The sequence below is a fragment of the Sphingomonas sp. 2R-10 genome (genome assembly GCF_030062225.1).
Classification (GTDB): Bacteria; Pseudomonadota; Alphaproteobacteria; order Sphingomonadales; family Sphingomonadaceae; genus Sphingomonas.
Map to the genome: position 1 here is coordinate 67,309 of NZ_JASCXF010000010.1, position 21,864 is coordinate 89,172.

At 68.3% G+C, this 21,864-nt stretch carries 21 protein-coding genes and 1 tRNA gene; 9 read left to right on the forward strand and 13 right to left on the reverse strand.

Translation table 11 applies throughout. The features are described from left to right. Positions 1 to 83 precede the first annotated feature (83 nt). Positions 84 to 176: transfer RNA gene (locus QLH51_RS06580), tRNA-Ser, on the reverse strand. Positions 177 to 343: 167 nt separating this feature from the next. Between QLH51_RS06580 and QLH51_RS06585 the strand changes: the two genes are divergently transcribed. Continuing rightward, entirely contained in the window at positions 344 to 1,081 is a 738-nt protein-coding gene (locus QLH51_RS06585; RefSeq protein ID WP_125656918.1) for an EipA family protein, read from the forward strand. A gap of 135 nt (positions 1,082 to 1,216) precedes the next feature. Here QLH51_RS06585 and QLH51_RS06590 read toward each other — a convergent pair whose 3' ends face one another. After that, a complete protein-coding gene (locus QLH51_RS06590; RefSeq protein ID WP_125656915.1) occupies positions 1,217 to 2,548 on the reverse strand; it encodes a dihydroorotase in 1,332 nt (443 codons plus the stop codon). A 45-nt stretch (positions 2,549 to 2,593) separates the two neighbouring features. Between QLH51_RS06590 and ygfZ the strand changes: the two genes are divergently transcribed. After that, entirely contained in the window at positions 2,594 to 3,343 is a 750-nt protein-coding gene (ygfZ, locus tag QLH51_RS06595; protein WP_125656912.1) for a CAF17-like 4Fe-4S cluster assembly/insertion protein YgfZ, read from the forward strand. 365 nt (positions 3,344 to 3,708) lie between these two features. Further along, positions 3,709 to 5,067, forward strand: a complete 1,359-nt coding sequence (locus tag QLH51_RS06600) for a GntT/GntP/DsdX family permease (RefSeq protein WP_206428967.1) — start codon at positions 3,709 to 3,711, stop codon at positions 5,065 to 5,067. A 123-nt stretch (positions 5,068 to 5,190) separates the two neighbouring features. Here the strand turns inward: QLH51_RS06600 and QLH51_RS06605 are convergent, their stop codons facing one another. The 4 genes from QLH51_RS06605 to QLH51_RS06620 form a co-directional block, all read right to left on the reverse strand. Beyond that, positions 5,191 to 5,628 (reverse strand): GNAT family N-acetyltransferase, encoded by a 438-nt coding sequence (locus tag QLH51_RS06605; protein WP_164516124.1) that lies wholly within the window; start codon positions 5,626 to 5,628, stop codon positions 5,191 to 5,193. Between the two features lie 108 nt (positions 5,629 to 5,736). Beyond that, complete coding sequence (locus QLH51_RS06610) at positions 5,737 to 6,141, reverse strand: hypothetical protein (protein ID WP_125656906.1); 405 nt, start codon at positions 6,139 to 6,141, stop codon at positions 5,737 to 5,739. A gap of 24 nt (positions 6,142 to 6,165) precedes the next feature. Further along, entirely contained in the window at positions 6,166 to 6,432 is a 267-nt protein-coding gene (locus QLH51_RS06615; protein WP_125656903.1) for a hypothetical protein, read from the reverse strand. Between the two features lie 86 nt (positions 6,433 to 6,518). Further along, positions 6,519 to 7,742 (reverse strand): threonine synthase, encoded by a 1,224-nt coding sequence (locus QLH51_RS06620; RefSeq protein ID WP_125657073.1) that lies wholly within the window; start codon positions 7,740 to 7,742, stop codon positions 6,519 to 6,521. Between the two features lie 118 nt (positions 7,743 to 7,860). Between QLH51_RS06620 and QLH51_RS06625 the strand changes: the two genes are divergently transcribed. Further along, complete coding sequence (locus QLH51_RS06625; protein WP_206428966.1) at positions 7,861 to 8,799, forward strand: 3-keto-disaccharide hydrolase; 939 nt, start codon at positions 7,861 to 7,863, stop codon at positions 8,797 to 8,799. 285 nt (positions 8,800 to 9,084) lie between these two features. On the opposite strand, the gene QLH51_RS06630 is transcribed toward QLH51_RS06625, so the two are convergent. From QLH51_RS06630 to QLH51_RS06650, 5 genes are all read right to left on the reverse strand, one after another. Then, positions 9,085 to 10,410, reverse strand: a complete 1,326-nt coding sequence (locus QLH51_RS06630) for a Gfo/Idh/MocA family protein (protein WP_125656897.1) — start codon at positions 10,408 to 10,410, stop codon at positions 9,085 to 9,087. A 231-nt stretch (positions 10,411 to 10,641) separates the two neighbouring features. Continuing rightward, on the reverse strand, positions 10,642 to 11,070 hold the full coding sequence (locus QLH51_RS06635; RefSeq protein ID WP_164516123.1) for a hypothetical protein: 429 nt from the start codon (positions 11,068 to 11,070) through the stop codon (positions 10,642 to 10,644). A gap of 124 nt (positions 11,071 to 11,194) precedes the next feature. Continuing rightward, complete coding sequence (locus QLH51_RS06640) at positions 11,195 to 11,614, reverse strand: hypothetical protein (RefSeq protein WP_125656891.1); 420 nt, start codon at positions 11,612 to 11,614, stop codon at positions 11,195 to 11,197. Continuing rightward, entirely contained in the window at positions 11,611 to 12,084 is a 474-nt protein-coding gene (locus tag QLH51_RS06645; protein WP_125656888.1) for a hypothetical protein, read from the reverse strand. The genes QLH51_RS06640 and QLH51_RS06645 overlap by 4 nt, the downstream gene beginning before the upstream one ends. A 543-nt stretch (positions 12,085 to 12,627) precedes the next feature. Continuing rightward, positions 12,628 to 13,908, reverse strand: a complete 1,281-nt coding sequence (locus QLH51_RS06650) for a methyl-accepting chemotaxis protein (protein ID WP_336620697.1) — start codon at positions 13,906 to 13,908, stop codon at positions 12,628 to 12,630. A 508-nt stretch (positions 13,909 to 14,416) separates the two neighbouring features. Between QLH51_RS06650 and QLH51_RS06655 the strand changes: the two genes are divergently transcribed. From QLH51_RS06655 to QLH51_RS06675, 5 genes are all read left to right on the forward strand, one after another. Continuing rightward, a complete protein-coding gene (locus QLH51_RS06655) occupies positions 14,417 to 14,929 on the forward strand; it encodes a sigma-70 family RNA polymerase sigma factor (RefSeq protein ID WP_283514455.1) in 513 nt (170 codons plus the stop codon). A gap of 115 nt (positions 14,930 to 15,044) precedes the next feature. Further along, positions 15,045 to 15,977, forward strand: a complete 933-nt coding sequence (locus QLH51_RS06660; protein ID WP_125656880.1) for a FecR family protein — start codon at positions 15,045 to 15,047, stop codon at positions 15,975 to 15,977. Positions 15,978 to 16,072: 95 nt separating this feature from the next. Continuing rightward, complete coding sequence (locus QLH51_RS06665; protein WP_164516122.1) at positions 16,073 to 18,556, forward strand: TonB-dependent siderophore receptor; 2,484 nt, start codon at positions 16,073 to 16,075, stop codon at positions 18,554 to 18,556. A gap of 1 nt (position 18,557) precedes the next feature. Next, a complete protein-coding gene (locus QLH51_RS06670; protein WP_164516121.1) occupies positions 18,558 to 19,733 on the forward strand; it encodes a PepSY-associated TM helix domain-containing protein in 1,176 nt (391 codons plus the stop codon). A gap of 82 nt (positions 19,734 to 19,815) precedes the next feature. Next, positions 19,816 to 20,436 carry an energy transducer TonB family protein gene (locus QLH51_RS06675; protein ID WP_283514456.1) on the forward strand — a complete coding sequence of 207 codons (621 nt, stop codon included), beginning with the start codon at positions 19,816 to 19,818 and terminating at the stop codon, positions 20,434 to 20,436. 37 nt (positions 20,437 to 20,473) lie between these two features. On the opposite strand, the gene QLH51_RS06680 is transcribed toward QLH51_RS06675, so the two are convergent. Continuing rightward, a complete protein-coding gene (locus QLH51_RS06680; RefSeq protein ID WP_125656867.1) occupies positions 20,474 to 21,577 on the reverse strand; it encodes a CobW family GTP-binding protein in 1,104 nt (367 codons plus the stop codon). Then, positions 21,574 to 21,810 (reverse strand): MerC domain-containing protein, encoded by a 237-nt coding sequence (locus tag QLH51_RS06685; protein ID WP_125656864.1) that lies wholly within the window; start codon positions 21,808 to 21,810, stop codon positions 21,574 to 21,576. Before QLH51_RS06685 ends, QLH51_RS06680 begins: the two co-directional genes overlap by 4 nt. Positions 21,811 to 21,864: the final 54 nt, after the last annotated feature.

Here is a 21,864-nt window from a genome sequence, read left to right on the forward strand (position 1 = left end):
GAGGACATGACACGCGAACTGAAACGCCGGCCCTCGTAAGACAAGGGCGGCGGGACGCGGTGGAACAGGCTGTAACTTGCCGCTGGCGGAGACGGAGGGATTCGAACCCTCGGTAGGAGTAATCCCCCTACGGCGGTTTAGCAAACCGCTGGTTTCAGCCACTCACCCACGTCTCCCAAGCGCGCGTTACGGCTTGGAGAGCGGGCCTATAGCGGGGGATCGGGCGGCGATCAACACCCTACATTGACCGTAATTCGATGCCGGACGGACGCGCGTTCATTGCAGGGACATGCGCTTGGCGCCTATCGTGCCGGGAACGGGCAAGATTGCGGGGAGCCGAGGCATGAAATGGTTGATCGGGTGGATGGCGCCGCTGCTGGTGCTGGCGGTGCCGGCGCAGGCACAGGTGCGCACCGTCGACCCCAACGACGCGATCGACGGCGACCTGGCCCCGCAACAGGCACCGCCCCCCGCCCGGACGCCCGATCCGGTGCCGGCACCGCGCTCGAACGTGCCGCCGGCCTATCAGCCCGCGCCGACCCAGACGCCGCCGGCGCAGGAGGGCGCGCCCAGCACGACGGCGACGACCGCGGCCAGCGACACGTTCGAGCGTGACGACCTGATCGGTGCGGCCGAGGGCGTGTTCGGCCGCGGGGCGGCGGGGCTGGCGGGGATCATCGAGAACATCCTGAAGGATCAGGGCAAGCCCAACGCCTACATCGCCGGGCGCGAGGCGGCGGGTGCGTTCGTGGTCGGGCTGCGCTATGGCTCGGGGGTGATGAACCACAAGGTCGAGGGGCAGCGCGAGGTCTATTGGACCGGGCCGTCGGTCGGCTTCGATGTCGGCGGCGATGCGACCAAGGTCTTCGTGCTGGTCTACAACCTGTATGACTCCCAGGAATTGTTCCGGCGGTTCCCTGCGGCCGAGGGGCGCGCCTATTTCGTCGGCGGCTTTTCGGCGAGCTATCTGCGGCGGGGGGATGTGGTGTTGATCCCGGTGCGGTTGGGCGTTGGTTGGCGGTTGGGTGCCAATGTCGGTTATATGCGGTTCAGCGAGAAGCAGCGGTGGCTGCCGTTCTAGGCGCAGCGGGGCCGGCAGCTGCCGGACTCCCGCCAGCCCGGCCGGCGGCTGAAAGCCGTCCGACGCCGCGGGCTTTGCTCGCGACGCTCCGGCCGAACGAGACCCCAGCTTTCGCCGGGGTGACGCCCTAGCCGCTCAGTCCCGCCGGAACGCGGTGGATTCGAACCGGATCGGTGCGCCCTGCGCTTCGCCGATCAGTTCCGCCTCCCACATCGCGGTTTGGCCGCGGACGATCGTGCCGACCGGGCGGCCGGTCAGCGTGTCGCCGGTAAAGGGCGACCAGCCGGCGCGCGACGCGAGCCAGCTTTCCTCGACCGTCCAGCGGCGCTTCAGATCGACGACGGTCAGGTCGGCGTCGTAGCCGAATGCGATCCGGCCCTTGCCCGCGAGGCCGAAGATGCGCTGCGCCCCGGCACTGGTCAGGTCGATCAGCCGGGCGAGCGTCAGCCGCCCTTCGGCGACATGATTGAGCAGCAGCGGCAGCAGCGTCTGTACGCCGGGCATGCCGCTGGGCGAGGCGGGATAGCGCTTCGCCTTTTCCTCGATCGTGTGGGGAGCGTGGTCCGAACCGATGACGTCGGGCACGCCCTGGTTCAGCCAGTGCCACAGCCCGTCGCGATGCGCGCCCGACCGGATCGGCGGGTTCATCTGCGCATGGGTGCCCAGACGCGGATAGGCGTCCTCGCCGGCCAGCGTCAGGTGCTGGGGCGTGACCTCGCACGAGGCGATGTCCTTGTTGCGCCCAAGCACTTCGAGTTCGGCCGGCGTGGTGACGTGCAGGACGTGGACCCGCCGTCCGGCTTCGCGCGCCAGCCGCAGGATGCGGCGGGTGGCGAGCAGCGCGCTTTCGTCGTCGCGCCAGACGGGGTGCGAGGCGGGATCGCCGCCGATCCGCTCGCCCTCGCGCGAGATCATCCGCATTTCGTCCTCGGCATGGATCGCCACCCGGCGCTGGCCCGAGCGCAGGACGCGCAGCAGATCGTCATCCTCCGACACCAGCAGGTCGCCGGTCGACGATCCCATGAAGATCTTCACGCCCGCCGTCCCCGGCAGCCGTTCCAGCTCGGCAAGGTGGTTCGCGTTGCGCGCGGTCGCGCCGACATAGAAGGCGTGGTCGCAATACATCCGCCCCCGGGCACGGGCGAGCTTGTCGGCGATCGCATCCTCGGTATCGGTCGCGGGCTTGGTGTTCGGCATTTCGAACACGGCGGTGACGCCGCCCATCACCGCGGCGATCGATCCGGTGGCGAGGTCTTCCTTGTGCTCCAGCCCCGGCTCGCGGAAATGGACCTGCGTGTCGATGACGCCGGGCAGGATGTCGAGGCCGGTGCAGTCGATCGTCCGCCCGGCGTCGCCGGTCACGCCGATGCCGGCGATGCGGCCGTCGACGATGCCGATATCGACCTGTGCCGGGCCGGAGGGAAGGTGGACGGTGCCACCGGTGAGCTTGGTATCGAAGGTCGCCACTGCCGCCTCTTGTAACCGGGGGATGCGCGGTCCTACCTGTTCGCCATGACCAATGCCACCCCCGCCGCCGGCCCCGCAACCTGGCTGACCGATCGTGCCGTGCTGCGCATCGCCGGCGACGAAACGCGCGCGTTCCTGCAGGGACTGGTGACGCAGGATCTGGCGGCGGTGACGCCCGATATGCCGGCATGGGCGGCGCTGCTGAGTGCGCAGGGCAAGGTGCTGTTCGACTTCCTGCTGTGGGCCGAGGGCGAAGATATCCTGATCGATTGCGAGGGGGAGGTGGCCGATGCGCTGGCCAAACGGCTGACGCTGTACCGCCTGCGGCGTGCGATCACGATCGAGCGGACCGGGCTGGGCGTCCATTGGTCGCCGACGGGTGAGCAGGGCGTGGCCGACCCGCGGCTCGCGGCGCTCGGGCGGCGCTGGCTGGCGCCACCCGGCATTGCGGCGAGCGGCTGGACCGAGCATCGCCTGCGCCACGGCGTGACCGAGGGGCGGGCGGAACTGGGCGACGGCCAGACGCTGTGGCTGGAATGCAATGCGCGCGAACTGCACGGGGTGAGCTTCACCAAGGGCTGTTACGTCGGGCAGGAGAATACCGCGCGGATGAACTATCGCTCGACGGTCAACCGCCGGCTGGTGGTGGTGCCGACGCAGGTGGCGGGGCCGCGGACGCGGATCGTGTATCCGGAACCGGGGCTGGCGGTGGAGCATCGTCGCGTCGACGATCTGGGCGAGGCGTTGCTGCCGGCGTGGCTGGCGGCGGCGTTGGCTGAACCGGTCGAGAGCTGAGCATTCGCTTGTGCCTCGTCGAGGTTCAGGCGTTCCGCGCCGGATCGCAGCGGCGGGCACCGGAATCCCTGCCGTTTCGAGACCTCTGCGAAAGTCTCGAACAGAGCCAACGCCTCACCGTACCCCGGCGAAGGCCGGGGCCCAGTTGGAAAGGCTGTTCCGTATCTTGCCAATGCCCCCCAACTGGGCCCCGGCCTTCGCCGCGGTACGGATTAAGGACTTTTGCAGAGGTCTCGATCGGGGCCGGGGTAACAATCCGGCGAGGATGATCGTTGAACCTCGACCGACCCTGGTCTAGCGTTGTCAATAGCGGCGCAGGCCGGTGCGGGAGGGGGCATGGTGCGGAATCGACAGGATATTCCTGTGTGCGGGGCGGCGCGGCGTTGATCGAGCCGTGGCGGACGCTGCTGATCGTCGGGCTGTCGATCGCGGCGGTGGTCGTGCTGGTACTGCGCGTGCGGTTGCCGGCGTTCCTCGCGCTGCTGATCGTGGCGCTCGCCACCGGGCTGGCGTTCGGGGCCGAGCCGGCCAAGGTGCTGGCGGCGGTGCGGAAGGGATCGGGCGAGGCGCTGGGCTTCGTCGCGGTCGTCATCGGGCTGGGCGCGATGCTGGGCGGGTTGCTGGAGGCGTCGGGCGGGGTCGCGACGATCGCGCACCGGCTGCTCGACCGGTTCGGCGAGAAGCGTGCGCCATGGGCGCTGACGCTGATCGGCATCCTCGTCGGCATCCCGCTGTTCTTCGACGTCGCGTTCATCATCCTGGTGCCGTTGCTGGCGACGCTGTCGCTGCGGGCGGGGCGGCGGGTGATCTATTTCGCGCTGCCGGTGCTGGCCGGGTTGATGACGATGCACGCGCTGTTGCCGCCGCATCCCGGGCCGGTCGCGGTCGCCGAACTGCTGGGTGCCGATTACGGGTTGCTGGCGCTGTATGGCCTCGTCTGCGGCATTCCCGCGGCTATCCTTGCCGGGCCGGTCTTCGCGCGGCTGGCGCATGGCGCGCCGGGGTTCGGCGACTATGTCGTGCCGCCGACCCATGACGAAGGCGCCCCACGGCTGTCGCCGCTCGGCTTCGGCTGGGCGATGGTCGGGATGCTCGTCCCGCTGGTGCTGATCCTGAGCGCGGCGGTCGCCGGGGTCGTGCTGTCGCCGGGACCTTTGCGCGAGGCCATCGCCTTTGCCGGGCATCCGTTCGTCGCGCTGGTGCTCGCCTGTCTGCTGGTGACGGCGGTGCTGGTACGCGGCGGCACGCCGATGGCGCTGGCCGCCGACGTCATGACGCGCGCGCTGGCGCCGGCGGGGCTGATGGTGCTCGTGGTCGGGGCGGGTGCGGCGTACAAGGAGGTGCTGATCGAGTCCGGCGCGGGGCAGCAGGTGTCGGACGTCGTCGCCGCCGCGCAGCTGCCGGTGCTGCTGTTCGCGTTCCTGATCGCGGCGTTCGTCCGGGTGGCGCAGGGGTCGGCGACGGTGGCGATGGTCACGGCGGCGGGACTGTGCGCACCGATCGTCACCGCCGCCGCGCTGTCGCCGGGGCGGATCGCGCTGGTGACGATCGCGATCGGTGGCGGCGCGTCGATCGCCAGCCATGTCAACGACACCGGATTCTGGCTGGTGAAACAGTATCTGGGGCTGACCGAGGCACAGACGTTCCGCAGCTGGACGATCGCGTCGACGATCGCCGGGGTGGCGATCTTTGCCATGGCGGCGGGGATGTGGGCGTTCGTCTGATCCCTGGACGTCGTCATTCGCGCGGGAGGCGGGAATCCATGGCGGCTATCGTCGCGATCGATCCGAACCGTCGGCGTGTATGGACTCCCGCCTTCGCGGGAAGGACGAAATGGGCTGGCGGCCCTATTCCAGCCGCAGCGTTCGTTCGCACACGCCGTCGTCGCCCGATTCCTCGCCCACGACGGTAAAGCCGCAGCGTTCGAGGATCGCCTGCGACGCGGCGTTGGTGTCGATCACCGATGCGAACAGCGGGCGCGCCGCATGGTCGGCCAGGAACGCCGCGACCGCCGCCTGCCCGATGCCGCGATGCCAAAAGTCGCGGCCGAGCCAATAGGCGATTTCCGAGCGGCCATCGTTCGGAAAGGCGGAGACATAGCCGGCGACCGCGCCATCGACCACGACCGTCCGCACGACGAACGCCGGCCCGGCGATGATCCTGCCCCAATGCGCGTCGAACGCCGCGCGCGCCCGCGGCACGAACCCGGCCATCGCCGCGGCCTCGGCGTCGCATTGGTGCGCGAAGAACACGGGCAGGTCGTCGGGTCGGGCGGGGCGAAGCATGACCGTCATATCCGGCAGCGTAGCGCGGTTCTCGTCCGGGTTGAACCAGCGTCATCACCCTGCGGACGACCGCTTCGCGGCGGGCCGGTTTCGCGATCCGGGGCAGCGTCAATGCCCGGCGGTCGTCGCCTTCGCATGGGCTTCCTTGAGCTTGGCCCAGCTCGCCTCCGTACCTGCGACCGACTTCGCCCGCTGCGCCGCCAGCGCGGCGCAGAAGCGTTGCCGCCCGCCGGCGCGCTCCACCAGTGCCTGCGTGTTGAACACGACCGCCAGTTGCATGTCGCGGCTGAGCGGGCGGCCGTTGCTGGTGTGCGAATCGTTGAACGCGCTGCTCTGCGCCGGGATCTCGCCCAGCGCCGCCTGCATCCCGCACAGGCGGAACAGGCCGACCTGCATCGACAGGTTGGTGGCGGCGGATGCCTCGTCCAGCGACGCGACCGACGGACCCGCCGCCAGCGCCGCCGATCCGGCGAACGATGCCGCAACCAGTGCCGACAGGAAGGATGGTTTCATGCCGATTTCTCCCGACGGAATCGTTCAATAGCCGGTGATGCCAGGCAGGCGTTCGTCGCGCCTGTCGTCGATCCTCCGCGCGATCGTTTCGACCAGGACGTACAGCGCGATACCCGCCAGCATCGTCGCCGCACCGATCCCGCCGATCGTCGCCGCCCTGGCCAGCGGAAAGAAGAACAGGCTGATCGCCGCGAACAGGACCGTCACCGCGCCGAGCGCCATGGCGGCCTGCGCGACCAGCCACAGCGGAAAGCTGACGACGCGGTACAGGACCGTTACCAGAAGCCACATCGCGCTGTCCCTTTCACCGCCGATCCTGTCGCAATCCGCGTCACCGCCGGCTGAACGAAGCTGGTTAAGCGTTCGATACCACTGCGTTACAGCGCGTCGAAATCGATCGGTGCATGGCGGTCCAGCGTCGCCGCGGCGGGGGGCAGCGGGTATTTCAGGCCGGTGGCGCAGTTGAACAGCACGACCTCCTCCTCCGCATCGACCTCGCCATCGCGCAGCGCCTGTCGATAGGCGGCCAGCGTCGCGCCGCCTTCGGGACAGAGCAGCAGCCCGTCGCGCCGGGCGCAGTCGTCGACCGCCTTCAGGATCGCGGGGTCGCCGACCGCCAGCGCCTTGCCGCCTGACTGGCGCACCGCGCGCAGGATCAGGAAGTCGCCGACCGCGCGCGGCACGCGGATGCCAGCGGCGACGGTATGCGCGTCCTCCCAGCGTTCGGCATGTTCCTCGCCCGCCTCGAACGCGCGGACGATCGGGGCGCAGCCCGACGCCTGTACCGCATACATGCGCGGGCGCTCGGGCCCGATCCAGCCCATCGCCTCCAGCTCGTCGAACGCCTTCCACATGCCGATCAGCCCGGTGCCGCCGCCGGTGGGGTAGAAGATCGCCTGCGGCAGCCGCCAGCCGAGCTGCGCGGCCAGTTCCAGCCCCATCGTCTTCTTGCCCTCGATCCGGTACGGTTCCTTCAGCGTCGAGAAGTCGAACCAGCGGCCTTCCGCCGCGCCCTTCGCGACGATCGCGCCGCAATCGTCGATCAGCCCGTTGACCCGCCAGACGCGGCTGCCCTGCGCGGCGATCTCGCGCACGTTCACCTCGGGCGTGTCCTCGGGACAGAACACGATCGTCTCGATCCCCAGGCGCGCGGCATAGGCGGCAAGCGCGGCACCGGCATTGCCGTTGGTCGGCATCGCGATGCGGCGGACGCCCAGTTCTCTGGCCATGGCGACCGCCATCACCAGTCCGCGCGCCTTGAAGCTGCCGGTCGGCAGGCGGCCTTCGTCCTTGACCCGTACGTTGCCGCCGCCGGACCGCGGAATGGCGATCAGCGGCGTCTCGACCTCGCCCAGGCTGACGATGTTCGCCGTGTCGCGCACCGGCAGCAGTTCGCGCCAGCGCCACAGGTCGGTGTCGCGCGCCGCCAGCGTGTCGCGCGACAGGGCTGCGCCCGCCGCCGCCAGATCGTAGCGGACCAGCAGCGGCCGGCCCGCCCGCGACAGGTTGTGCAGCGTGTCGGCGGGATACCGCTCCCCCGTCATCGAGCATTCGAGATGGGTGACGAAGGTCGGCCGGTCGGCGGTCAGATTATCCTGCATCCGCGCACTGTATCGTGGCGTGCGGGCAGGTCCACCCATGGAACGCCATTCCTATGGTAGCGATAACGCGCTACGAACGCTCGATAATCGCCTGCGGGCGGCAACAGGGGAGATGGCGATGCGGATCGATCGGGCATTGGTGGCGGTGGCAATGGTCGCCGCCCCGGCATGGGCGCAGGATTCGAAGGAACAGGCGCGCACGATCGCCGGAGCGCCGGCGGCGACGCCGCAGCGGCTCAAGCTCACCGACGTGCCGGTCGCGACGGGGAAGGCGACCGCGCTGTTCGACGGGCGCAGCCTGGCGGGCTGGACGCCGTGGCTGGGCTATGCCGATCCGGCGATCACCTATCGTGCGGGCCCGGCGGACAGGCCGGTCGGGACCAGCCGCGATACCGGCGGCGACTTCGCGGTGAAGATGGTCGACGGCGCGCCGGCGCTGTGGGTGAAGGGCCAGACGTGGGGCAGCCTCGTCCACCGCGCCGATCTGAGCAACTATCACCTGCGGCTGCAGTTCAAATGGGGCGCGAAGACGTGGGCGCCGCGCGCGAAGGAGCCGCGCAACAACGGCCTGCTCTATCACACCCACGGCGTGCCCGGCGAAGTGTTCGGGACGTGGCAACCCTCCGCCGAGTTCGAGATCATGACCGGATCGACCGGCATGATCGTCGCGGTCGGGCCGAAGCTGCGCGGCCGGACCGAGGTGGCGTTCGACCCGTCGCTGATCGCGCCGCACCTGCGCTACCGCGCAGGGGGCAGGCAGGTCGATCTGGTCAACGGCACCCCGACCTGGAATGTCGAGGCGGGCCGCGATGCCGAACGGCCGGTGGGTCAGTGGAACACGCTCGACCTGTATGTCGTCGGCGACCGCGCGGTGCATGTCGTCAACGGCGTGCCGGTGGCCGAAATCCGCGACCTCGCGACGATCGCCCCCGACGGCACGCGCCGCACGCTGACCCATGGCCGGATCCAGCTCCAGTCGGAAGGTGCCGAGACGTGGTTCCGGGGCATCACCGTCGAACCGATCGCCACGCTGCCGAAGGTCGTCGTCGTGCGGTAGGGGGTCGGTCGGCCGCTGCACTTGCACAACTGGCTGCGGTCATTGCCGACCGACCTGCCGCTCGTATCACCCCGGACCTGCTCGAGACCTCTGCGAACGCCCTCAATCCGTACCCCGGCGGAGGCCGGGGCCCAGTTGGGGGGCATTGGCAAGATACGGAAAAGCCTTTCCAACTGGACCCCGGCCTTCGCCGGGGTACGGCGAGGAATTGGCTCTGTTCGAGACGTTCGCAGAGGTCTCGAACAAGTCCGGGGTGACGACCGGCGTGCGAATGTCGGCCCGGCCCTACACCGGCAAACGATAGGGCGCACGGTAGCGCGGGGTAATCAGCGCGTTCGCCTGCGCATCGTCGCGGAACTGCCCGGCGGCGGCGTCCCAATGCACCTTGCGGCCGGTGCGCCACGCGACATTGCCCATCTGGCACACGATCGCGGTGTTCGCCGCCGATTCGATCGGGCAGGCGGGGGTGCGCGCGCGATCCTTGATACAGGCGACGAAGTCGGCGGTATGCCGGTCGAGCCCCTGGTCCGACGAGCGTGTCACCGGCACGGCGCGGGTCAGCGGCTTGCCGTCGCTCTCCTCGGGGATCACTTCCCATTTGCCGCGATCGACGATCAGCGTGCCGGTCTCGCCGATGAACGCCACGCCGTGATCGCGTCCGCCATAGGGCCCCTGGCTGATACCGACGGCATGTTCCCATTCGACCGAATAGTCGCCGAAATCGTAGATCGCGGTCTGGGTATCGGGCGTCTCCATCGCCGATCCGGGATAGCCATATGCACCGCCCAGCGAACCGACCGACTGCGGCACGCTGGCCTTCATCCCCAGCAGCGCGATATCCATCAGATGCACGCCCCAGTCGGTCATCAGCCCGCCGGCATAGTCCCAATACCAGCGCCAGCTGAAATGAAAGCGGTTGGGATTGAACGCTCGCGCCGGGGCCGGTCCCAGCCAGCGATCATAATCCACGCCGGCCGGCGCCGCCTGGTCGGGCTTCGGTTCGACCCGCTTCATCCAGCCCATATAGGCCCATGCCTTCACCTTGCGCACGCGGCCGATCCCGCCGGCATGGACCAGCGCGACGGCGTCCGCCCAGTGGCGGTTGCTGCGCTGCCACTGGCCGACCTGCACCACGCGGCCATGGCGCTGCTGCGCGGCGACCATCGCGCGGCATTCGGCGATCGAATTGCCCAGCGGCTTTTCGCAATAGACGTCCTTGCCCGCCGACATCGCGTCGATCAGTTGCAATGCGTGCCAATGGTCGGGGGTGGCGATGATGACCGCGTCGACCGCCTTGTCGTCCAGCATCCGGCGATAGTCGTCGTACAGCCGCGGCGCGCGCCCCGTCGTCTTGCGCAGTTCGGCACCGCGTTCGGCCAGGACGCGCGCATCGACGTCGCACAGCGCGACCGGCACGACGTCGGCCCCCTTCATCATCGCGGTCAGATTGGCCCAGCCCATGCCCTTGCAGCCGATCACGCCGACCTGCAACTTGTCGCTGGCCGCCATGCGGCGGCGCTGGCCGCCTGCGGCGTCGAGCGGGGCGAGACCGGCAACCGACGCCGCAACGCCCCCGGCGATCAGCGTACGACGATCGAAGCGCGCGGTCATTTCCATCTCTCCCCGGCAGGTAATTGACGGAAACGTAACGGCAAATGCGAATGTCGCAAGGCGGGAAAGGTGGCGCCGGCCGATGGTGCGACGCCAGAGTTTGATCCATCCCTGTTGAACCGGGCGTCATCCCGGCGAAGGCCGGGATATCCCGGTGGTAGCGCGCAGCAGGCGCCGAGGGAGACCCCAGCCTTCGCCGGGGTGACGTTTCCATGCCGATGGATCAAACACCTAGGACCGTGCCGGGGCCGCCGGGTGCCGGCACAAGACGATGGTCAGGAAGCGACCGGTGCGCTCCGTATCGCACCGCGCATAGCCGCTGGTTGCCAGCGCGTGCTCGGCCCAGTTGCGGACCGCCCACGATCCCGCGATTCCGACCGGCACGGCGACGATCGCCACCACGGCGATCGCATTGCCGATCCGGGTAACGAACGGGCCGTCGTGGAACGCGGCCAGCATGCCCCATATCGCCAGGGCCAGCAGGATCGGCAGCGCGACCGCCATCGCGGCATCGCCGCCGCCGACCCGCACCTCCGCCGCGCCGCCACGCCACGCGGCGAGCGACGTTGCGACCGAATCGATCAGCAGCCAGCCGCACAGCAGGGTCAGCACCCCTCCGATACCGGCCATGGCCAGCCCCGCCCGCCGCCGGCGCGTCATCGCGGCGTGGTCGCCGGTACAGGAAGGCGCGGGACCATGTCATTCTCCGTCATGCCATCGCGGTGCAACCGCTCCGGCCCGGCATGCGGTTCCCGTGCCGTGCCGCTCGATGACCATCGCGCGACTAGGTCGCCGGGGCCATCGCTGCGCCGATCCGTCCGGCGGCACCGGCCAGTTGCATCGCCATGCCGTCGCTGACGAGGCTGGCGGCGATACGGATCAGCGCCGGATCGTTCACCCGCGCCGCCCCGAACAGGGTCAGGATGCGCGCCTCGTCGTCGCCGACATGGGGATGTCGGACGTCGGCGAAGCGCATCGTGCCATAGCCATGGCGGTCGAGCAGGGTCATCGCGCACAGGAATGGCAGCAGCGCATCGTCGACCCGGCGATGGGCAAAGCCGCTGCGCAACATCGCCTGGGGGCACCGGGTGTGCCGGACCGCGAATACCCAGCGTCTGACCGCGGACAGCAGGAAAACGTCATCGCCGGCCATGTCGCCGACGCACCGGTCGAGATAGGCGTACAGCGTCGGCACGGCCGTCAAGCCGCCGCGAAGCCGTGGAACGGGCAGGTGGCATCGTCGCTCGCTGCCGGGCGCGCCGGTAGCGATAGCATCCCGCCGCACAGCGACCTGACGCTCAGCACGGCCCATGCCAGTGCGCCCGGCAAGCCATGGGGGATTTCGACCGTGCCGGTACCCGCGACGCCCGGCAGGCGGGCACTGAGGAGCCGGAGCATCGCGCGCTCGTCGGCGCTATAGTCGCGATAGTCGCGGGTGCGATGGCATCCGGTGACGAGGTGCCGGCCGAGCACGGCCTCGGTCAGTTCGAAGACGCTCGCCAGCGCGACGCTGCCGGCGGGGGGCAGGCGCAGCCTGTGCCCCAGCGCGACGAGGCGAGCCAGTGCCCCGCCGTCCCGATCGCGATCGCGGATGTCGCGATAGCGCCGCAACAGCCGGACCACGACCCGCTCGCCATGGGTGTCCGGCCGATCGATCTGTTCCCAATAGGTCATGTCGGTTCCTTATCCCGTCCGCCCGCTGTCGGCGCCGTGCGCGAAGGCGGCACGGTCGGCGATAGGCAGCGCCGCGCGTAGAGTTTGATCCATGCCTGTTGAAACGGACGTCATCCCAGCGAAGGCTGGGATCTCCCTGTGGTAGCGTGCAGCAGGAGCCGATGGAGACCCCCAACCTTCGCTGGGGTGACGTTTCCATGCGGATGGATCAAACTCTAGCTCGCATATTCCGGTCGAATGCCCCATGCCGTTCTTCCCGTTCGCAGCATTATCGCGACTGACTCGCATTAACATATCGCAAGCGGGAGGGGAAGCGTGGATGCCGGTATCGGCGCGGGGCGGCGAGCGCGGGTATCGCGCCCGACCGCGCGCTTTCCCCGCTGCTGGTCATCGCCGACCTCGTGCGACGGGATGCGCCGGTACGCCGATGCCGTGCAGTCGGATGCCGTGGCGCGGGGGCGATGGGCGGCGCCTGCATTCGTCCGATGCTGCGCGTGTCGCCGCTACGGGAACCGGAGCGGCGAATCGTCTGAACCGGCGCGGTTACCCTCGGTCCTGATAGGCCAGCTGGAGCACGCCCCAGTGCGCTCCGTTGACGTGGATCGACGCGATCACCTGTTTGAGCAGGACGACCCCACCGTCGGCCAGGGGGCGACGATAGGCTTTCAGGCAAAACGGCTTGGTGATCCTGACATGTTGCGCCGTACCGGGAGAGTGGAAGAACATGCCGGCGCGGGAATGTTCCTCATTCCACGCCTTTTCGCCCGGGCGTTGTGGCAGGGAGCGTTCCGGCATCGCCACCGCGCCGAAGGTGCGTCGATCGGTAAGGCTCATGCCGAAGAAGCCGGGAAGCTTTCTCGCCGCTTCCTGCCGGGGGCGGGCCAGCCCGGTGAGCAGCTGCATCGCCGGATGGGTGAAGAGCGCGGGATCCGAGCCGTCGACGCAGCGGTAATCATCGCCGAGGATCACGGCCTCGGCGAGTTCTCCGCGCGCCACCGCCGCGGCCAGCCCGCTGGACACATGCGATGCCGCTTCGACGGCAAAGCGGATATAGGGCCGATCCGGCATGTCCGCACCGCTTTCGGCGAGCATCTGCAGCAGATCGTTGGTATCGTCGCTTACCGAACTGATGCGTTCTGACAGACGCTGCAGCCCGCAGGCGTTGTCCGTCGAGGTTTCGGCCAGCCGGCCGAGCCCCGTCCGCACCTCACCCACCGCCGACACCATCGAGGCCGCCAGCTCGCTTACGGTCCCGCTATTGTGCTCCAGTCCCTTCACGAGCAGGCGAATCTCGGCGACGCGCGCCTTGACGTCCTGCGTCCCGGCATGGGTCGAGCGCGCCTTCGAGACGCCCAGGTCGACGCGCGCCAGCATGGCTTCCGCCTGTGCGGTCAGCGCACTGATCGACATGTTGATCCGGGATGTGGCCGTTGCCGTTTCGGACGCCAGCTTCTTGACCTCGCTTGCGACCACCGCGAACCCGCGGCCCGCATCGCCGGCGCGCGCAGCCTCGATCGTCGCGTTCAGCGCGAGGAGGTTCGTCTGGCTGGCGATGGCGTTGATCGACGCGGTCACCCGGCCGACATCCTCGAGCGCCACCGTGAAGGCGCCGAGGCTGTCGTGGATCAGGCTGACCTGACCGATCAGATCGACCACGTCGCCCATGGCCGTCTCGATCTGCACCTGGGAATTGGCCAGCAGGCCGTGGGCCCCGGTGGTGGCGCCCAGCGATTCACGCGCGGCGATCGACACGTTCTCGGCATCGCTGACAAGGCCGCTGGTCTGCGTTCCAAGACTGTCGATGGTACCCGCCTGCGCGGTCACCCGCGTGGCCAGCTCCGATATGTCGGCTTGCAGGTCCAGCGTCCTGATCCCCAGCTCGCCCGACCTGCGTGCGGCCTCGGCGATCGTGCGATCGAGTTCCACGGCGTCTCCTTCCGGAAACACGATAGCTGCTTGTGATTAACGAAGTGCGAGCAGGATAACCTGCCCACCTGCTCATCCACGCCAACCTTGTCCGGCCCCGTTTCGCCTGTCCCTCAACGGATTGGGCGAACGCTTGCGGGTATCGGTCATGGTGCCCCACGGAGACCAAAGGTTGGCACTCAGATCATTGGAGAATTTCTGTTCGCCTAGGCTAGATCGAGCCAGAGGTACATCACGAACGCGTAGAACACGGCCTTGAACGCGGCCTTCATGTCGCACCGGAATTCGGCGATGGTCTGGAAACCCCGGTAGATCGCGCGCAGCACGAAATGCGAATTGATCGCAACAAGCTTGCGGCAAGATGGTGGTTCCCGTACTGCGCGGACGGCCAACCATGAGGGGCACGGTGAGGGACCGAAGCAAGCTGATCGAGACGTTCCTGCGCCATCGCGAGGCACTGCTTCGCCATGTCGCGCGCCGCTATGGCGATACGGACGAAGCCGCCGACATCGTGCACGACACCTACCTCCGCATTGCCGAGGCGCAGAGTGAAGCGCACGTCATCGAAGCTGACGCCTATGTCTATCGTGTGGCCGGGAACCTCGCCATCGACCGGGTTCGCCGCGCCGCGCGGCAATTGACGGTCCGTGAGGACGAAGCGGACAGCGAGCAGGTGCCCGATCCATGCCCGGGACCCGAGACGATCGCCATTGATCGCGACCGGCTTCGCCAACTCGATGCGGCGCTCGCCACGCTGCCGCCCCGCGCGCGCATGGCCTTGCTGCTGTTTCGCGTCGACGGGCTGTCACATGCCGACATCGCCCGGCGCCTTGACGTCTCGCCCAGCATGGTCGCCAAGTATCTGGCACAGGCGCTACGCCACTGCCGCGACCATCTCGGGCTGCTCGACGCGGAATAATCACCATTATACCCTGTAAGTCCGGCACCCGGAGAACGTCTGGTATTCGGAAACCCAAGCGAACGGGGGGAGCGGGCAAAATCAAACAGCGCGCGATCAGAATGGCGAGCGGCGCATGATCCGGCGCATCGCCCGCAGCGCAAGGCTGAGCGATGAAGCGATCGCGCTGCTGGTGTCGCCTGACGGCGGCAAGCAGATCGCGGCCTGGCGGGCGCGATCGTCCGCGCATGAGGAAGCGATGGCTGCGGCGGAAGGACTACTCGCCGACATTGATCGCAGCGAAGCAGCCCTCTGGCACCGGACAGCCCGCAATACGCACGCGGCGCATCCGACCAGACGCAGGATGCTGGCCGGGGGTATTGCAGCCGCGGCGGTGACCGCCTTTACCGTCGATCGGACCATCATGCCTGTCTCGGGGTGGCTGGCGGATCATGCCACGCGCGTTGGCGAACAGCGGCGTGTCGCACTTGCCGACGGCACGGTCGCCTGGATGAACACAGCCAGCGCCTTCTCGATCGGCGATGGGCGTGATGGACCCGAGGCGACGGTTCATACCGGGGAGGTGCTGTTCGCCAATGCAGGGCGGGGCACGCGCCCGTTCTACGCCATCGCCGGCGAGGGCGTCGTCCGCTGCCACGGTGGCGATGTCCTTCTTCGCACGCTGGACGGGCGCTGCGATGTGACGGCGGTGCGCGGCATGCTCGATGTCGCGGTCGGCGGCCGGACGACACGCCTGTACGCGGGTCAGGCGATCGCCTTTGCCGGCACCGTGCTGAGCCCCATGACCATGGTGTCGCCGACCGCCGCCACGGCATGGTTGCGCGGCAAGCTGATCTTCCAGCGCATGACGGTGGCCGCGATCGTCGCGGACATGCAGCGCTATACGCCCGCCCGGATCGTTGTGCTCGGTGAAGGACTACGCTCGGCGCGGCTCAGCGGCGTGTTCGAGATCGGCGATCCCGATGGCCTGTTCCGCGCGATCGCCGATGCGACCGGCGCGCGGATCGATCGCGTGCCCGGCCTGACGCTGCTGTACCGATCGAAATAAATTTCGCCGGCCGCTGCAAGACTGCCTCCATCCAGCGTCATTGGTAATGAGAGTCGTTATCACGACGTCATTCGGAACGATCGGGGGCTATGGATATGAACATCAGACAGGCGGTGCGCCGTACCGACGTGGCCGTGCTGGCGATCAGCGCTACGCTGGTCGCGATACCCGTGTCGTCGTGGGCGCAGCAGGCCGACGCGTCGCCGGCGATCGCGATGTCGATCGCGCCGCAGCCGCTCGACACCGCGCTGACCGCGCTGGCGGATCAGGCCGGTATCCGCATTCTGGTGTCGGGCGACCTGACCGGGCGGCAGGCATCGCCGCTCGCGGGCACGATGCCGGTCGAAACGGCGCTGACCCGCTTGCTGCAGGGCAGCGGCCACCGCTGGCGCTACTCGGCGGCGCGCACCGTACAGGTCGAACCCGCACCCGCCGCCGATGCTCCCGCGTCGCAGGGCGCGACCCGGCTCGGCCCGGTGCGGGTCGAGGGCGCACAAGGCGGGTTGGTCGAGCGTGCCGCGACCGATCCCGACCGTGCCTATCGTGCCGAGCGCAGCACCGCAGGCGGCAAGATGGACATGACGCTGGCGGAAACGCCGCAGAGCGTCAGCGTCGTCACCGCCGACCAGATCCGAGACCAGTCGGTGCAAAGCGTACAGGAGGCCGTGCGCTACGTCGTCGGTGCCAATCAGCTCGATTACTTCACCACGCAGGACGAGATCACGTTGCGCGGTTTCGGCCTGACGGGCACCGGCCTCTACCGCGACGGCACGCGCCTGATCCAGAACGGCTTCATGACCAACCTCGAACCGTTCGGACTGGAACGGCTGGAGATCGTGCGGGGCCCGGCCTCGATCACCTTCGGCCAGGCGGCGCCTGGCGGCCTCGTCAACGCCGTGACCAAGCGACCGCGCGCCGACATGGCCAACACGGTCGAGGTGACAGTCGGCAGCTTCGATCGCATCCAGGGCAATCTGGACGTGGGCGGTGCGCTGGACGCCTCGGGCCAGCTCACCGCGCGCCTGACCGCGGTGGTGCGCGATGCGGACACGCAGTGGCGCTTCCTGTCGGACGACCGCATCTACATCGCACCCGCGATCGGCTGGGACGACGGACGCACGCGGTTGCAGGTGCTGGGCCAGTATCAGAAAGATCGGCGCGGCTTCGTCACGCCCTATTACCGCGTCACGCCCTTCGGGCCTGCCGCGGAGGACCTGAACATCAACGGTCCGGGGTCGTACCACATGAAGGAGTCGATCACGGCCTCGGTCATCCTCGACCACGCGCTGAATGACCAATGGACCTTCCATGCGATGGGTCGGTGGAGCGACGCCGAGAACGACCGGCGTGAAACGCGCAATTTTGGCCTGCGCGCCGACCAGCGCAGCATCAACCGCATCGCCTGGGTGCGCCCGGATTCGGAAAAGACGTGGACCGCCGACGTACGGGTGGAGGGTGGCTTCTCGACCGGCGGTATCGGTCACCGCGTCGCGATCGGCGTCGACCATTTCGGGTCGGACTACGAACAGCCCTTCTTCACGGTCAACAACTTCGGGCCGCTCGACCTGATCGCGCCCAATTACGGCAACCCCGACTGGACCAATAATTTCCGTTCGGACTACACGCTGGCCGGCATCCAGCAGACCGGCTTCTACGCGCAGGATCTGATCGATTTCGGCAGCGGCCTGAAGCTCAATCTCGGCGGACGATATGATCGCGCCGTCGTGGATACCTATAACGAAGGACGGTCGACTGCGACGGCGCGGTACACAACGCTGACCCGCAAGCGCCGGGACAACGCCTTCACGGGGCGTGCCGGCCTGATCTACGAGGCGGCGAACGGGCTCGCGCCTTACGTCAGCTGGTCCAGCTCGTTCCAGCCGCCGATCGGCACCGTGACCGGACTGGATGCGCAGGGTCAGCCGTTCGAACCCGAAAAGGGACGCCAGTGGGAGGCGGGCGTACGCTACACGCCGGTCGGCAGCGAGGTGTCCTTCACCGCCGCGGTGTTCGATCTGGTGCAGTACAATCTGCGCACGCCCTCACCCAACAACCCGGCGCTCATCATCCAGACCGGCAAGCAGCGCTCGCGCGGCGTCGAACTGGAAGCCCGGGGCGAGATCACGCGCAACCTGTCGGTAATCGCCAATTACGCCTATCTCGACGCTGAAATCCTGCGCTCCAACACGCCGTTCGCCACCGGTGCCCGGCCGTTCAGCGCGCCGCCCCATACCGCCTCGCTGTGGGGCAAGTATCGGGTCGAGGACGTGACGCTCGGTACGCTCAGCCTCGGCGCCGGCCTGCGTTACACCGCGCAACATCCGGGATCGTTGCCGACCCTGCTGCGCGCCGCGACCGCGACGACGCCAGCGCTGGTAGTGGTGCCGCAGAACGAGGAGTATCTCCTCGCCGATGCGCTGGTATCATGGGACGTGCGCCGTTTCCGCATCGCGCTCAACGTCAACAACCTGTTCGACAAGCGCTTCGCCACGCAATGCGCCTTTGCCCGTGGTGGTGCGGAGTTCTGCGCGCTCGGCTATGCGCGCGATGCGCGTCTGTCGGTGGGTTATCGCTGGTAAAGTGTCCCGTTCATCGATCCGCGCCCTGCTGGTCCGGCTCCACCGCTATGTCGGGCTGACCATTGCCGGCTTCCTCGTCGTCACGGGGCTGACCGGCGCGGTCATCGCCTTTGAGAAGGAGGTGGACGGATGGCTCAACCCGGCGATGATGCGGGTGGCGCCGGATCGACCGGCGCTGTCCCTGAACGAACTGGTCGCACGCATCGAACGCGCGCGGCCAGACCTGAGCGTGGCGACGATCGAGCTGCCCGAGGCCACGGGCCGATCGGTGCGAACGTTCGTGACGGCTCCCGACGGCACGCCCGCCGCTGTCAACGAACTGTTCGCCGACCCCGCCACGGGCACGGTCCTCGGCACCCGGCTATGGGGCGATATCCGGCTGGACCGGCAGCATATCGTCCCGCTGCTTTATGCCATTCACCAGGATCTGCATCTGCCCGGTGAGTGGGGCCGGTGGCTGCTGGGCGGCGTGGCGCTGGCATGGGCGTTCGACTGCTTCGTCGGCTTTGCGCTGACCCTTCCTCTCGGGCGACCGTTCCTGCGCAAATGGGCACCGTCATGGCGGATCAAGCACAAGGCGGGCAGCTGGCGTACCATGTTCGACTGGCACCGTGCGTCCGGCTTGTGGCTATGGCCGGCGCTGCTGGTGGTGGCGGTGACCAGCGTGTCACTCAATCTGTACAAGGAGGTCTTCTCGCCTCTTCTCACGCGCGTGCTGCCGGTCGAATGGCCGATGCCGGGCAAGCAGCGTCTTGCCGGTGCATGGACGGGATTTGACGTGGCAGTCGCCTGTGCACACGCGGAGGCGCGCCGGATCGGCCGCGATGCGCCCGTTCGACAGGTCGTGCGCCTCGATGCGAAAGGCATGTACCGGGTCAAACTGCGCCACGCCGACACGGCGGGGGCCGGGCCGCTGATCGTCCATGTCGCGGGCGATGGCTGCCGCTCGATCGCGGTCGCGGGGGCGGGCACCGGCGCCAGCGGGGACAAGGTAATTGATCTCATGTTCCCGCTCCATTCGGGCGATGCCGGCGGACTGGCAGGGCGCATCCTCGTCTGCCTGACCGGCCTGACCGTCGCGGGACTCTCGATCACCGGCATCTGGATCTGGCTGCGCAAGCGGACTGGACGGCTTGGCCGTAGTGGAAAGGGGGAGGTACGCCTTGCCCGCGTCTGATAACCGACCGACCGGGCGTTACGGGGCGCGATCGAACCGGCGACCCATCGGGCTGATCGCGAGTTTCATCGTCCACGCGCTGGTGCTCGCCGCGCTACTGCTGGGCTGGCGAAGCTATACGCCGCCACCTCCGGTGGCTGTGCCCGTGGTCATGAAGATGATTCCGCTTCAACCCGAAACGGAGCCAGAGGTGCCCTTGCCCCCGCTGCCACCGGAAGAGCCGGTGCCGCAGCCCGAGCCTCGCGATGCCCCCGTGCCGCCGGTCGCGCCGCCATCGCCGATCCAGATCATATCGGCCCCGGCGGTGCCGACCGTGATCGCCCCGCCTCCCGTGCCGGATCGGAACCCGACGGCATCGCCGCCGCCCGCGCCCGTTCCACCGCCGCAACCGGCGTCCCTACCACCGGCAAATCTTGCGCCGGAGAGTTGGGAGGGGCGCGTCCTGGCCCGTCTCATCCGCTTCCGGCGCTATCCGCCTGCGGCACACCGGGCGCGGATCGAGGGCGTGCCGCTGGTCCGTTTCACGATGGACCGGCGTGGCCGCGTACTGGACAGCCGGTTGGAACGTACTTCCGGCAATGCCTTGCTCGACCGGGAAGCCATGTCGCTGCCGCAACGTGCGCAACCTATGCCTGCTCCGCCCGAGGATCGCCAAGGCAAGACGATTACCCTCGTCGTGCCGGTAGAGTTCGTCCTGCGATGATCGGTATCGTTGCCGCCTGCAGCCGGCAGCGGTACGTTCAGGCCGTTGCCGACATTTCCGCAGCCACGCTTTCCACCAATCCCTGCAACTGTACGTCGTTCAGGCCCAGGGTCATGAGTGCCAGCGTCCCGCGCAGTTCCTCGACGGGGATGCCGCGCGTGATGAACACCATCCGCGTTCGCCGGTCCTCCGATGGCCAATTTTCCAGTTCGATCGGCGGGTGGAAGACATGCTGCACGCCGTGGACGACCACCGGGCATGGGTGGCCGGCCAGATGCACGATCCCCTTCACCCGCAGCAGGTCCTGGCCGCGAAACATCGTGAGCAGCCCCAGCCAGCGTTCGAACGCCTGCGGCTCCAGCGGCGTGTCGAAGGTGAGGCAGGTCGCATGGATGCCGTCGCCATGGCGGTTCACGTCGTGATGATGGTGATGATGGTGATCGGCATGATAGGCCTCTTCCGACAGCCACCGGCGCACGTCGCTGCTTTTGCTCGCCGGATCCCACATCCCGGCATCGAACAGCGTCGCCGGATCGACGATCCCGCCGGTCACGGCGACCATCGGTGCCGCCGGGTTGATCGACGAGAGCCGACCCCGCAGCACCGCGGCGTCGCCTGCTGCAACCAGATCGGTCTTGGTCAGCAGGAGCCGGTCGGCGACCGCGATCTGCTTGACCGCTTCGGGCTGGGCGTCGAGCGTCGCCATCCCCGTCGCGGCATCGACCGTGGTCAACACCGTATCGAGCCGGTAGAGGGCGGCAAGCTGGGGATCGGTCATCAGCGTGTGAAGGATCGGCGCCGGATCGGCCAGCCCGGTCGTTTCGATCACCACCCGATCGAACCAGCACCGGCCCTCCCGCGCGAACCGCCACGGGGCCTCCCGCAGCGTGCGCGACAGGTCGCCCCGGATCGTGCAGCACAGGCAACCGCCGATCATTTCGACCACCAGGTCCTCGTTCGCGCGCGTGACCAGATCGTGATCCAGCCCGACCGCGCCGAATTCGTTGATGACGACCAGCGCACGCGCCATGTCGGACGATCGCACCAGATGGTTGAGCAGGGTCGTCTTTCCACTGCCCAGGAACCCGGTCAGCACCGATACCGGGATGCGCCCGGCCGCACCGGCGAGCATGTCGTTCATGCCCCGCACCCCGCCGCACCGGCGATACGCCGGCCGACCCGTTGCGATACCGCGCGCCAGTTGCCGACATGGGCGACCGCCAACAGGATCGCGCCGATGGTGCTCACCATCCGCTCGACCGCTTCCGCATCCACGGCGAAGGCGCCGGTGCCGAGCAGCACCAGTCCCGTCGCGGCGACAACCATCGGCCATCGCTGCTTGCGATACGCCGTTCCTTGAAAGCTACTGGACATCAGCCTGCATATCCTATTATGTTATGTTGTAACGTATCGCGCTTGAGGATCGTC